This is a genomic window from Euzebya rosea, assembly GCF_003073135.1.
GTDB lineage: Bacteria > Actinomycetota > Nitriliruptoria > Euzebyales > Euzebyaceae > Euzebya > Euzebya rosea.
The window spans coordinates 19,859-32,573 of sequence record NZ_PGDQ01000003.1 but is presented as its reverse complement, the minus strand read 5'-3'; the positions used below and the strand labels follow the sequence as shown (position 1 = coordinate 32,573).

The window sequence follows — 12,715 nt, the reverse complement described above, 5'->3', positions numbered from 1 at the left end:
CCGGGACGATCGGTCAGGGGCCCTCCGGAGCGGCTGGCACACCGGACTCGGGGCGGCCGGGCCGGGAACTCGAGTTGTGCACCTCGGCCGACGGGTCGATGAAGGTGCACGAGACGCACGAGCAACTGTGCAGCTCGGCCGGCATGGCGGCTGAGGTGCACGAGACGGCCGGGACCGCGCCGGTCCGCTGACGCCATGGAGGACACGCGAGACCGCCTGGGGCGGACGGGGGCGGTCAGCGCTCGACGGCCTCGCCGCGGGGGGCGCGCGGGACCGCCTGGGGCGGACGGGTCGGGTCAGCGCTCGACGGCCTCGCCGCGGGGGACGCGCGCGGGAGAGGTGAGGCGGGGGCGCCAGCGTTCGAGCAGGGAGAGCGGGTCGATGTAGTCGCCGGGGTCGCCCGGCCCCTCGGTCCCTCCGCCGATCCGCGCCAGCCGGGCGCCCCAGTCCAGGTGGCGGGCGCCGTCGGCGAGCTGGCCGATCACGTCGCCGGCACGTACCTCGTCATCGACCCCCACCGACGGGACGACGTCGCCGTACGTGGTTCGCAGTCCCCCACCGTGGTCGACGGTGACCCACCCGCGTCCCGCGACCGGACCGGCGAACGCCACGGTGCCCGGAAGGGCCGCGCGAACGTGTTCGCCGGGAGTGGCCGCCAGGTCGACACCTCGGTGACCGGCGCCGTAGGGGTTCTCGGGCGGGTCGAAGGGTCGGACGACCGCGCCGACGACAGGACGGACGGCGCCCGAGGCGGTGACCTGCACCAGCGGCACGTGCCCGCTGGCCGGGAGGGGAGGTGTGGACGCGCTGATCGGGCCGGCGGCCACGGTCGCCCTCGGGCCGGCGAGCACACCCAGGACCACCAGCAGGAGGAGGGGGACGGCTCCCGGACGAACGACCATGACCGGCACGCTAGGCAGCTACGGCTCGACGCGGGCGACGCATCGACGCCCACCTGTGGACAACCTCGCCGGGGCGATCAGCGCGTCAGCGCGTCCAGCCGGTCACCGCGTCCAGCGCGTGCGGGCGGCCATGCGGGTGCGCAGGCCGAGGACGGCCTTGGTGTGCATCTGGCAGACCCGCGATTCGGTCACGCCGAGCACCTCGCCGATCTGGGAGAGGGTCATGCCCTCGAAGTAGTACAGCACGATCACGGTCTTCTCGCGGTCCGTCATCCGGTTGATCGTCTCGGCGAGCAGGCGCCTGATCTCGGCGTCCTCGAGTGCAGCCTGCGGGTCGGGGGCGTCATCGTCGGCGAGCGTGTCGACCAACGACTGGCGGTCCCCCTCCTCCCCCTGGATGCTCTCGTCGAGGGCGGCGATGGAGGTCAGCGACACTTGGGTGAGCACCTGGCGGAGGTCGGCCACCGACATCTCGAGCTCCTCGGCGAGCTCCTCCTCCGTCGGGGTGCGGTCCAGCTTGGCCTCGAGCTCGCGCAGGGCCTTCTCGACCCGCTTGGCCTTGGTGCGGACGCTGCGAGGGATCCAGTCGATGGACCGCAGCTCGTCGATGATCGCGCCCTTGATCCGGGTGATCGCGTAGGTCTCGAACTTGAAGCCCTTGGAGAGGTCGAACTTCTCCAGCGCGTCGATCAGGCCGAACATGCCGTAGCTGACCAGGTCGCCGTGCTCGACGGAGCTGGGAAGGCCGACCGACACACGGCCGGCGACGTACTTCACCAGCGGCGAGTACTGCAGGATCAGCCGTTCGCGGGCGTCGGGGTCGGCGTCGTCCTTGAACCGCGTCCACAGGTCGACCACGCCCGGGTCCATGGAGGACGTGGGCGTGGTCGTGTCAGTCGGTGCCGTGGAGGTCACTTCTTCGGAGTCTACGGGTATCGACCGCCAAGCTGGTGGTAGGTCGCGACGGTGGTGGGAGATGACACGGACCGTCGGGTCTTGGCGGGCCGACCCATCCCCTGTCTCACGCCCGCGGGTGTGCCTGAGTGTAGACCGAGCGCAGGTGTGCACGGGAGACGTGGGTGTAGGTCTGCGTGGTGGCCAGCGCGACGTGGCCCAGCAGCTCCTGGACGCTGCGCAGGTCGGCGCCGCCCTCGAGCAGGTGGGTGGCGAAGCTGTGGCGCAGCAGGTGGGGGGTGACGTGCCCGATCCCGGCGGCCATCCCGTGGGCACGGACCATCCGGTAGACCTCGTCGCGGCTGATCCGTCCCCCTCGCCGGGCGAGGAAGACCGCCTCGGCGTGCCCGTCATCGGGACCGCCCGAGACACCGACGGGCCGACGCGGCAGGTGGGGCCGGCCACGATCGAGCCAGGCCTGTACCGCCGCGATCGACGGGGCACCGAGCGGGACGAGCCGTTGCTTGTCGCCCTTGCCGTGGAGGGTGGTGCGGGCTCGGACCAGGTCGAGCCGGTCGGCGTCGAGGTCGACGAGCTCGCTGACCCGGGCGCCGCTGGCGTACAGCAGCTCGAGGATCGCCCGGTCGCGAAGGCCGACCGGGTCGTCGGCCGGGGGCTGCCGCAGCAGGGCGTCGACCTGGTCACGACGCAGCACCTTCGGCAACGACTTGTCCAGCTTGGGGGTGTCCAGCAGCGCAGCCGGGTCGCTGGTCACCCTTCCCCGCTTGACGAGCAGCCCGAAGAAGGCCCGCAGCGACGCCCGCTTGCGCGCGATGGACGACCGGGCGAGCCCGCGTCGGCGGCCGTCGGCGACGAACCGGCGCAGCACCTGCAGGGTGACCTCGTCGGGGTCGACGATGCCGAAGTCGGCGCACCACTCCGCCAGCTGGCCGACATCGCGCAGGTAGGCCTCGACGGTGTTGTCCGACAGCCCTCGTTCCATGGCGAGGTGGCGCCGGAACTCGTCCAGCGCGGCGACCCATGCGCGGGGAAGCGGGTCATCGCTCACCTCGCCAGCCTGCCCGTTCGCCAGACGTTGTCCAAGCACCGCCCACGGCCGGGCACCCAGAGCACCGCCCACGACAGAGCACCGCCCATGACCGCGCAGGCGCAGGGCGGAGCCAACGATCAGCGTCGCACCGCGACCACCCCCGCGGGAACCTGGCGCACCAGCCCGGCCTCCTCCAGCCGGGCGACGGCGACGAGGACCTGCCGCACGGGGAGCCCGGTGGCCCCCGACAACGCCGACACGCTCGCGGGGACCGGGCCGAGCCGGTCGGCCAGCAGCTCGGCGTCGCACCCGAGGCCGCGTGCCGCCACCCCGATGGCCGCACCGACCGGTTCGTCGTCCACCGAACCGACCGGATCACCCAGCACGTCGAGCACGTCGGCGGCGTGGCGGACGGGGACGGCCCCGTCGCGGAGCAGCGCCAGCGCCCCGGCCGCCGACGGCGTGGACGGGCTGGCCGGCACGACCATGACGTCGCGGCCGAAGTCGGCGGCCCACCGGGCGGTGCTCAGCGCGCCGGACCGCTGTCCGGCCTCGATGACGACGATCGCGTCCGACAGCCCGGCGAGGATCCGGTTGCGGGCGATGAACTGCGTGGGATGCCGCACACCACGGTCGTGGGCGTACTCGCTGATCAGCCCACCGCTGGCCATGATGGCGAGGCGCAGCTCGCCGGACCGCGCGGGGTAGTCGACGTCCATGCCGGTGCCGAGCACGGCGGTGGTCGAGCCCCCCGGTACCGACAGCGCGCCCCGGTGGGCCGCCTGGTCGATGCCCCTGGCGAACCCGGAGACGACCTCGATTCCCGCCTCGGCGAGGCCCGCCGCCAGGGTGCGGGCCAGCTCGGCCCCGTCGAGGGTCGGCCGTCGCGTCCCGACGATGCCGACCGTCCGCCGGGGTGCCGTCCCGGGCCCGATACGTCTGCGGTGCACCCACAGCGGGCCGCCCTCCTCCCATGCCGCGGCCAGCCGCTCGGGCATCCCGGGCCGTCCACCGTGCACCAGCAGCTCGTCGACCACACCGTCCGGGCGGACCCCCGAGGTCCGGCCGGTCCCACCGGGGCCGTGGGACAGGCCGGGCAGCCGGTCCTGGCGGTGACCTGCCCGTCGCTGGAGGACTGCGACGACCGCCGACGGGCTGGCCTGGGGGCCGCACGCCGTCCGTGCCCGCCCCAGGTCCTCCGGGCTGCACCCCAGCGCGATCAGGCGGGCCACCGCGTCCTGCAGGGCCTCCGGTGGGAGCTCGGCGTTCATGCCGCCACCTCCCACACCCGGTCCAGCCGCCCGCGATGGGCCACCGCCTCGAGGGCGTCGTCGGGGCCGACCACGTCGCTGCCGGCCAGGTCGGCGCAGGTTCGGGCGACGCGCATCGCCCGGTCGAACCCGCGGGCGCTGAGTCGACCGCGTCGGGCCGCGTCGACCAGCACACGCAACGCGTCGCGGGACATCGTGTCTCGCACGACGCCAGCAGCGGCACGGGCGTTGAGGACCCCGAACCGGTCCAGCGCACGTTGCCGCGCCCGGGCCACCCGTCCGCGGACCGCCTCGGTCGGTTCGCCGCGGGCGCCGCTGGCCAGGGCGTCGGCCGGGACCTCCTCCACCAGCGGGGCCAGGTCGAAGCGGTCGGCCAGCGGGCCGGTCAGCCGGGCTCGGTACCGCTCGACGTGGTCGGGACGGCAGCGACAGCCGGTGCGGGCCGGCCCGCACGGGCACGGGTTGCTGGCCCCGACCAGCAGCACCTGCGCAGGGTAGGTCACGGTGGCCGCCGCCCGCGCGATCCGGACGTTCCCCTCCTCCAGCGGCTCCCGCAGCCCGTCGAGGACGTGGCGCTTCCACTCGAACAGCTCGTCGAGGAACAGCACGCCGTGGGTGGCGTGGCTGACCGCGCCCGGCCGGGCGATGCCGCTGCCCCCACCCAGCAGGGCAGCGGCGGAGGAGGAGTGGTGCGGGGCGGCGAACGGTGGACGGACGTCGAGTCGGTCGACCGCGCCGACGCGGCCGCTGACCGATCGCACCGCCGCCACCGTCAACGCGGCCTCGTGGTCGAGGTCCGGCAGCAGCCCGGGCAGCCGCTTGGCCAGCATCGACTTGCCGGATCCGGGCGGGCCGAGCAGCAGCACGTGGTGGCCGCCGGCAGCCGCGACCTCGATCGCGCGGCGCGCCTCGGGCTGCCCGACCACATCGGCCATGTCCGGCGGTGGGTCGAGCGGGTCGGCCGGTGGCAGCGGTGGCCGGAGCACCTCGACCTCCCCCTTCAGGATCGCGAGCAGCTCCTCGACCGACGCGACGCCGACGGGCGCGGACGCCCCGCCGACGGCAGCCTCGTGGACGTTGGCGAGCGGGACCACCACGTCGTGGAGCCCGCGGATGCTCGGCAGCACCCCGGGGACCCCTCGCACCCCACCGTCGATGGCGACCTCGCCCACGAACACCTGGTCCCCCGCGGGCAGCTCACCGAGGGCTCGCAGGACGGCCACGACCATCGCCAGGTCGAACCGGGCACCGCGCTTGTCGACGTCGGCGGGGGCGAGGTTGATCAGGACCTTGCGCTGGATGACGGAGTGCCCGACCGCACCCAACGCAGCCCGCACCCTGTCCCCCGCCTGCCTGAACGACGGCCCCGTGCCGCCGAGCACCGTCAGGCCGGGAAGCCCGACGCCGACGTGCGCTTCGACGGTGACCGGGGTGGCCTGCAGCCCGAGCAGTGCCACGGAGCGGGCGACGCCGATGCTCACCACGCACCCCGGTGGTGGGTGATGGCCCAGCGCCCGTCGTCGGCGAGGTCGAGGGCCACGACGTCACCGCGGACCGGTCCACGGTGCGGATGTTCGGCCAGGTACAGGCCGGTCAGCCGCCGCAGGCGACGCCGCTTCTGCCAGCCGACCGCCTCGCTGGCCGTGCCGGCGAGGGTGCTGCGGCGGGTCTTGACCTCGACCACGACCAGCGTGCCCCGGTCGAGGGTGACGAGGTCGAGCTCACCGCGCACCCCCTCGACGGAGGTGCGCCAGTTGCGGTGGAGGATGTCGTGGCCGGCGGCACGCAGGTGGTCGGCCGCGAGGGCCTCGCCATGGGCGCCGAGCTGCTGTCGGTCGTGCATGTCCGCACCGTAGGAAGACGCCAGCAGGCGCCGCCGGAAAACCCGGCGGCGCCTGTGGACAACCGGCGCGGGGGTCGCCGGTCGGGTCGATCAGCCGCCGAACCCGTGCCCGGGGACGACCTGGAAGGTGATCGTCGTGCTGGCCGCGGGGGCGGTGACCGGGACGGAATGGGTCCCGGTACGGGTGTCGGTGGAGATGCCGAACACCTCGAAGTACACCGGTTCGCCCGCCTCCAACCCCTCGGGGTCAGCGGTGTAGGTCAGGGTTGCCTCGGCACCGACCACCTCCACGTCCACGGTTCCCGACGGGTAGAGGTAGTCCTCGAACGCTGCGGAGTAGTCCACGCCGGCCGCCTGCGCCGCCGACAGGTCGAAGGTCACGGTCTCGCCCGGTCCGAGCGGGGCCACCAGGCCGAAGGTGCCGAACTGGTACTGGTCGGACTGGTTGACGCCGAGGTCGCTCAGGTAGGGGACCCCGACGAAGTCGCTGCCGGCCCCGATGTCGAACAGCGCTCGGCCGTAGCCGCCGGAGTCGTAGCGGTACCACTCCGTCAGGTGGGTCTCGTCCACGGCGTCGGTGTTGACCCCGTCCACCTCGATGACGATCTCGCTGCCGTCGGCCAGGCCGCCCTCCGGGGCGGTGTAGGTCACGTCGGCGTACTCGCCCACCCAGACGAACATCGAGCTGGTGCCGCCGCCCGGAGAGGTGACCCGTGTGGTCGCCCCGCCGTAGCGGCCGCCACCTCGTTCCGCTCCGGACAGGGAGATGGAGATGCTCTCGTTCGGGCCGAGCGCACCCCGGATCACGGCCCGAAGCGTCTGGGCCTGTCCGTTGGCGCCGGACTCGAGGGAGGTCGCCGAGATGGCGTCGAAGCCGGCCTGGGGCCGCACGGCGAACGAGGTGCTCGCGGTGCGGCCGTCGCCGAGGGTGAACGGCACGTCGTAGGTGTCGGTGCCGGCATCGGTCCGGTGGCCGTAGGCGTTGACGTACACCTCCGAGCCCGAGGGCAGGCCGCCGGGTCCGGCGGTCCAGGTGAGGACGGCGGACACGCCGTCGACGGTCACCAGCGACGGGGTGCCGGGGTCGGCACCACCGAAGGCGTAGGAGTCGGTGAGGGCGCCGTCGTAGGCGACCAGGCCGGCTTCCGCCGCGGACAGGTCGATGGTCACCGTGTCGCCCTCGGCGAGGTCGTCGGTGAGCAGGAACGACATCGACTGGTACAGGTCGGTGGCGTCGTCGGGCAGGTCGGTCACCGTCAGCCCCGCGAGGGCGCTCCCGGCCCCGACGCTGAAGATGGCGCTGCGGCTGATCACGCCGTCGTAGCGATGGGCGCGGACGACGTGCGAGCTGTCGTCGGGGCCCGTGTCGACTCCCTCGATGGCGAAGGTGATCGTGGCCCCATCGGTGTCGCCCGCGGAGTCGTAGGCGAGCACGGTGATCCCGTCGTAGGTGTAGGGGAAGACCGTGCCGTTGCCGTCGACGACGACCGCGTTGATGTCGGAGTAGTCGACCTGGGAGGTGCGAGGCAGCTCGACCTGGAGGCCGCCGCCGGCTTCCATGTCCCCGTCGAGGGTCATCGTGATGGTCTGGACCTGGCCAGGGGTGGCCGCGGCGAGGTCGGATGCGGACAGGCCGACGACGTCACGGCGCTGGGTGGTGAAGGTGGTGGTCGCGACCTCGCCGGTGGCGAGCCTGACGAAGTCCACCGGGGTGGTCGCCACCGTGTCCGCCACGACGATGCCGCCGACGAAGACGGTCAGCGTCGGCCCCTCGGGCTGGACGGTGGGGATGCCGTCGGGCCCGGCGATGAAGGTGACCACCGCCCGTTCGTCGTGGTCGACGTCGATGAAGACGCTGCCGGGCGGCGGGGGCGGCGGACCGTGGTTCGGCGCCGCCCCGTGCCCACCGTCGCCCTGCAGGGCGACGAAGGCGTCGGCGTAGTCGATGACGGTCTGCTCGGCCTCGGACAGGTCGATGTCGACCCGCTCGTAGGGTGCCAGCGGTTCGCGCATGGCGAAGGACAGCAGCTGGAACGTGTGGCCGCTGCCGGCCGCCACGTCGGAGGCGGTCGGGCTCGCGATCGAGGGCCCGCTGCCGATCGCGAACACCCGCTGGACGCCGTGCATGATGTCGTAGCGGAAGAACTGCCCGACGTGGGTCTCGTGGACGTTGGCCGTGGTGATGTGGTCGATCCGGAACGTCAGGAGTGGGCTGACGCCGGGCGCGGGGACGCTGTCACCGGGGCCGGCGGTGTACTCGATGCGGGCGGTTCGGTCCCGGACGACGACCAACGTGGCGGTGCCGTTGCCGTTGAGCAGCGTCACCTCCGCATCCAGCGGGTAGTCCGCTCCACCCCGCTCGGCCGACGAGAGGTCGATGTCGAGACGGACGCCGTCGGCAAGGCCACCCACCGGGCGCACGGCGATCAGCTGGGACTGGTCGGCCACGTCCTCCACGAGGGCGGAGATCAGGGGCGGCGGGAACGTCAGGGCCACGGTGACCACCGCAGGCAGGACCACCGACGTGGACGACGCACCGGCACGCTGGGCGGGGCCGGCGCCGGCGGCCCTCGTCGCGGGCAGGAGCGTGACCCTGAGGTCCAGCACGCCCTGGGCGAGCGGGGCGTTCAGCTGCACGACCTGCGGCCCCGTCCCGACGCTGCCGGTGGCGGTGCCGTTTGGGAACGGCAACCACGTGCTGTCGCCGGCCGCCCGGTACTCGATGACGTAGGTCCCGGGGGTCGAGGTGGTGAACCGGACGGGGAAGCGATCACCGGGGCGCAGGTTGAGGGGTGCGCCGGGTGTGGGCGAGTCGACGACGACCGGTGCCGCACCTCCCCCTCCCCCGCCGCCGGGGCCACCGGGGTCGACGGCGTCGCGGGCGGCGAAGGGCATCGCCGGGGTGACCGCTGCGTCCCTGAAACGGTCGGGGTCCGGGGCGATGTCACGGACGATGCGGCCGAGGTGCTGGGCGACGCCGTCACCGACCGCGGCCGGACCGCCGAGCACGGTGGCGGTGCCGACGTCGAGCCGGTCGAGCTGCTCGGCCACGGGGGTGGGGATCGTGTCGTGCCCGACCAGCATCAGGGGCCCACCGGACCGGACGGCGGCCGGGGTGCCGGAGAGGGCGTCGGGGAAGCCGTCACCGGTCGCGACGAACACCGCGTCGACGTCAGCCGGGTCGAACATGGCTGCGACGACCGCCGCGGAGGTGCTGTAGCGGTCCGGTCCTGCGTGCCTGGCCACCCCGCCCGGCGCGAACGCGGCCAGCTGGCCGGCGACGACGTCGCTGATGGCGGCGGTGCCGCCGAGCACGACGATCCGGGCGGGCTGGAGCGCACGCAGCGCTGCCGCCGTGGCCTCGGGAACGGTGTCGCGGTCGACCAGCAGCAGCGGACCACCGTGATGCCCGGCGGCGGCCCCGCCGGAGAGGGCGTCGGCGAAGCTGGACCCGGTCGCGACGACCACGATCGGGACGGGGGCGGTGAAGGTGTCGGTGGCCACCGCGGCGGCGGTGGCGAAGCGGTCGGGACCGGCCACCCGAACGACCTCGGCCCCGGGGACCGCTGCGGTGATCTGGTCGAGGACCGGGTCGGCGACCGCGGCGGTGCCGCCGAGCACGACGACGCGGGTCGGGGTCAGCCGGGCCAGCTCGGTCGCCGTGGCGTCCGGCAGCGCGTCGCCGGCGGTCAACAGGATCGGGCCACCGGCCAGGCCTGCGGCGGGGCCGGCGCTGAGCGCGTCGGCGAACTCGTCCGCGCGGGCGACCCAGACGGTGTCGGCACCGCCGGGGAAGGCCCCAGCGGACACGGCGACCGCGGTGGCGATCCGGTCCGGCCCGGCCCGCCGGACCACCTCGGCCGCGTGTTCGTTGGACTCCACCAGCCGGGCCGTCAGGAACCGGGTGGCGGTGTCCGGCGCGCGCAGGTGGAGCGTCAGGGACAGCCCGGCGTCGTCGACCAGCTCGGGGTGGGTGGCGACGGTGAGCGGCGGCTGGTCCATCGTCGGCAGGACCACACGTCCGTCGCCGTCGACGTCCACGGCGACGCCGTCGATGGACACACCGACGTCGTTGAGCGGACGCCCCGACTCGTCGGTGATGCGGACGACCGCGCGCAGCGGCGTCGTGTGGTCGGTGCGCTCGTCGGCGGTCAGGTGCAGCTCGACGGCACCCGCTTGGTCGACGACCAGGCCGTCCAGGCCGTCGACCGCGACCGTGCCGACCACGCCCGGGCGCGGGGCGGCCAGCACCCCGCCGCTGGTGGCGAGCATCTGGCCGAGGACCAGCAGCGCAGCGAGCGCGGCGATCAGGCCTCGGCGTGCGGACGTGTGGTGCCGGGTGCCTCCGGCCAGGACGTGACTACCCCGTGCGGCTCGCATGACGGGCCGTGCCTTTCTGGACAGGACGGCCACGGTGGCCGTCGCAGCATCGCCGGCCGAGCGCCGACGAACACCTTGGGCAACACCGCGCTGGGGGTCATCGGACCACCCGCAGCGGCGCCAGCGCCGACTCGATCATGAGGTCCCGGTTGCGCGACACGTCCTCGAGCGGGACGTTGCGGACGGGACGCCACAGGGCCCCGAGCGCGACGGCGGCGGCCACGCGCGCGCGAGGATCCAGCGGCCGGCCGACGAGGGCCCGCCGCATGCGGTGGTTGATGTGGGTCAACCGGCGACCGATCGGCGAGTTGATCCGCACCGACCGGTCCCCCTCCAGCCAGGTCGCCACCTCCGGGTAGGTCAGCAGCACGTCGAGGTACCGCTCGATGAGGTGCTGCACGCCCTCGGGCCACGACAGGAGGGCGTTCTCCTCCGGGACGACGGCGTCCAGCGCATCGAGGAGCGGTTCGGCGAGCTCGGCGGCGAGGTCGTCCTTGGCCGGGAAGTGGTAGGAGACGGCGGCCTTGCTGACGCCCACCTCGTCGGCCAGGGTGCCGACGCTGGTGCCCTCGTACCCGTGCTGGACGAAGTGTTCGAGAGCCGCGTCGAGGAGGGCCTGCTTGCGGTTCTGGCGCGCCATCCATCTCCCTCCTCGAGCCTGCCGGCAACTTCTGGCGTCTCCTGTGTGACGCTAGTAACTTACTGGACGTCCGTCAAGTCATGACGGCATCGACTTGCTGAGAGGGAGGCTGGGAGATGGACGCTGTGCACGACACAGGCGGTTCGCACGTGACGGGGATGAGCCGTCGTCGGGTGCTGCAGGGCGTGGGTGCCGGGCTCGGCCTCGCGATGGTCGGGGCGGGGCCGGCCCTCGCGACGCCGGCGACGCTGGCCAAGCACTACGACCCCGCCGTGCTGCACGGATGGGTCGGCGCGCTGTACCGCTCGCAGGCCCAGGCCTTCGCCTGGCCGACCATGGCCGCCCGGTTCTACGGCCTGACGATGCTGGCCGGGTGGGAGGCGATCGTCGACGGCGTCCCCAACCGACGGTCGCTCGGGGGGAGGCTGAACGGCCTGGGTGCCTCCCCTGTGGCCGGGGCGAAGAAGATCCACTGGCCCATCGCCGCCAACGCCGCCATCGGCCACGTGGCCGCGGCTGTAGCGGTGGGTGTCCCGGACTCGCGGACGCAGGCCGTCCGCGACGGCCTGCAGGCCCACCGCCAGTCCACCCACACGACGCTCGCCCGCGGGGTCTCGGCCGCCAACGTCAACGCGGCGGTCCGCCACGGCGAGGCCGTCGGGCGCTGGCTGGTGACATGGGCCGCTGGCGACGGCTTCGCCCAGCGCAACGCGGGCCCCACGTACGTGCCGCCGGTCGGACCGGGCCTGTGGGAGGTGACGCACCCCAACTTCGGTGCGGCGATCGAGCCGAACTGGCACCGCGTGCGGCCGTTCGCGCTGCAGGTCACCCGTGACGACCAGGGCCGTGCGATCTGTCCTGCGGCCCCCGTTCCCCACATCCCGTACAGCCCGACGGAGGGGTCGGACTTCCACCAGCAGGCGATGGCGGTGGTCGAGGCGAAGGCCAACCTGACCGACGCCCAGCGGATGACCGCGATGTACTGGCGCGACAACCCCGACGGGGTGACCGGGCTGCCGTCCGGCCACTGGCTGCAGGCCGCCAGCGCAGCGTCGGAGGACCTGGGCAAGGACCTGGGCGACACGGCCGAGGCGCTGACGCTGATGGCCATCTGTGTCGCCGACGCCTTCACGTCGTGCTGGATCGAGAAGTACCGGACGAACCTGCTGCGGCCGATCACCTACATCCGCCAGCACATCGACCCGACCTGGACGACGTTCGTGAACACCCCGGCGTTCCCGGAGTACACCTCCGGCCACTCCGTCAGCTCGGCGGCCGCGGCACATGCGCTGACGACCCTGCTGGGCAACCGCCCCTTCGTCGACCGCCACAGCGAGGGCCGTGTGGTCACCGGCAACCCGGTCGTCAACGGGACCCCGACGCCCTTCACCCTCACCGCACGCCGGTTCGAGAGCTTCACCCACGCGGCCGACGAAGCCGCCATCTCACGGCTCTACGGCGGCATCCACTACCCGATGGGCATTACCAACGGCCTGACCCAGGGGCGGCGCGTGGCCGAGCTCGTCCTGGCCACCGCTCGCACGACGCCGGGCAACAGCACGCCTCGCTGACCAACGGGGCCGTCGGCGACGACCCACGACCCCTGGAACTAGAAGACGCCGACGGCCCAGGCCAGCAGTCCGCCGACGATGACGATGGCGGCGATCAGCAGGCTGATGTCACGCCACTTGGCGTCGCGGTACTTGCGTGTGGCGTTGAATCCCATGGCGCGAT

General features: G+C 73.5%; 9 protein-coding genes. 1 reads left to right on the top strand and 8 read right to left on the bottom strand.

All coding sequences use genetic code 11. From position 1 onward, the window contains the following. Positions 1 to 296: 296 nt before the first annotated feature. The 8 genes from CUC05_RS03165 to CUC05_RS03130 all read right to left on the bottom strand — a co-directional run bounded on the left by CUC05_RS03165 (position 297) and on the right by CUC05_RS03130 (position 10,981). Positions 297 to 902, bottom strand: a complete 606-nt coding sequence (locus tag CUC05_RS03165; protein WP_108664971.1) for a murein hydrolase activator EnvC family protein — start codon at positions 900 to 902, stop codon at positions 297 to 299. A 102-nt stretch (positions 903 to 1,004) separates the two neighbouring features. After that, entirely contained in the window at positions 1,005 to 1,772 is a 768-nt protein-coding gene (gene whiG, locus CUC05_RS03160) for an RNA polymerase sigma factor WhiG (RefSeq protein WP_108664970.1), read from the bottom strand. 151 nt (positions 1,773 to 1,923) lie between these two features. After that, positions 1,924 to 2,865, bottom strand: coding sequence for a tyrosine recombinase XerC (locus tag CUC05_RS03155; protein ID WP_205712104.1), 942 nt, complete (start codon positions 2,863 to 2,865; stop codon positions 1,924 to 1,926). A gap of 119 nt (positions 2,866 to 2,984) precedes the next feature. Continuing rightward, on the bottom strand, positions 2,985 to 4,118 hold the full coding sequence (locus tag CUC05_RS03150; protein WP_108664637.1) for a DNA-processing protein DprA: 1,134 nt from the start codon (positions 4,116 to 4,118) through the stop codon (positions 2,985 to 2,987). Continuing rightward, positions 4,115 to 5,599 (bottom strand): YifB family Mg chelatase-like AAA ATPase, encoded by a 1,485-nt coding sequence (locus CUC05_RS03145; RefSeq protein WP_108664968.1) that lies wholly within the window; start codon positions 5,597 to 5,599, stop codon positions 4,115 to 4,117. Before CUC05_RS03145 ends, CUC05_RS03150 begins: the two co-directional genes overlap by 4 nt. Next, entirely contained in the window at positions 5,596 to 5,961 is a 366-nt protein-coding gene (locus CUC05_RS03140; RefSeq protein WP_108664636.1) for a YraN family protein, read from the bottom strand. The genes CUC05_RS03145 and CUC05_RS03140 overlap by 4 nt, the downstream gene beginning before the upstream one ends. A 90-nt stretch (positions 5,962 to 6,051) precedes the next feature. After that, positions 6,052 to 10,341: a cell wall-binding repeat-containing protein gene (locus CUC05_RS03135; protein ID WP_108664635.1), complete on the bottom strand. Its 4,290-nt coding sequence runs from the start codon at positions 10,339 to 10,341 to the stop codon at positions 6,052 to 6,054. Between the two features lie 97 nt (positions 10,342 to 10,438). Next, positions 10,439 to 10,981, bottom strand: a complete 543-nt coding sequence (locus CUC05_RS03130) for a TetR/AcrR family transcriptional regulator (RefSeq protein WP_108664634.1) — start codon at positions 10,979 to 10,981, stop codon at positions 10,439 to 10,441. Positions 10,982 to 11,139: 158 nt separating this feature from the next. Between CUC05_RS03130 and CUC05_RS03125 the strand changes: the two genes are divergently transcribed. After that, positions 11,140 to 12,552, top strand: a complete 1,413-nt coding sequence (locus CUC05_RS03125; RefSeq protein ID WP_157965156.1) for a vanadium-dependent haloperoxidase — start codon at positions 11,140 to 11,142, stop codon at positions 12,550 to 12,552. Positions 12,553 to 12,715 lie beyond the last annotated feature (163 nt).

Excerpts from the sequence above, each read along its gene's own strand:
- CUC05_RS03165 (WP_108664971.1), bottom strand. The coding sequence starts at position 902 with ATGGTCGTTCGTCCGGGAGCCGTCCCCCTCCTCCTGCTGGTGGTCCTG.
- whiG (WP_108664970.1), bottom strand. The coding sequence starts at position 1,772 with ATGGACCCGGGCGTGGTCGACCTGTGGACGCGGTTCAAGGACGACGCC.
- CUC05_RS03150 (WP_108664637.1), bottom strand. The coding sequence starts at position 4,118 with ATGAACGCCGAGCTCCCACCGGAGGCCCTGCAGGACGCGGTGGCCCGC.
- CUC05_RS03140 (WP_108664636.1), bottom strand. The coding sequence starts at position 5,961 with ATGCACGACCGACAGCAGCTCGGCGCCCATGGCGAGGCCCTCGCGGCC.
- CUC05_RS03135 (WP_108664635.1), bottom strand. The coding sequence starts at position 10,341 with ATGCGAGCCGCACGGGGTAGTCACGTCCTGGCCGGAGGCACCCGGCAC.
- CUC05_RS03130 (WP_108664634.1), bottom strand. The coding sequence starts at position 10,981 with ATGGCGCGCCAGAACCGCAAGCAGGCCCTCCTCGACGCGGCTCTCGAA.
- CUC05_RS03125 (WP_157965156.1), top strand. The coding sequence starts at position 11,140 with ATGAGCCGTCGTCGGGTGCTGCAGGGCGTGGGTGCCGGGCTCGGCCTC.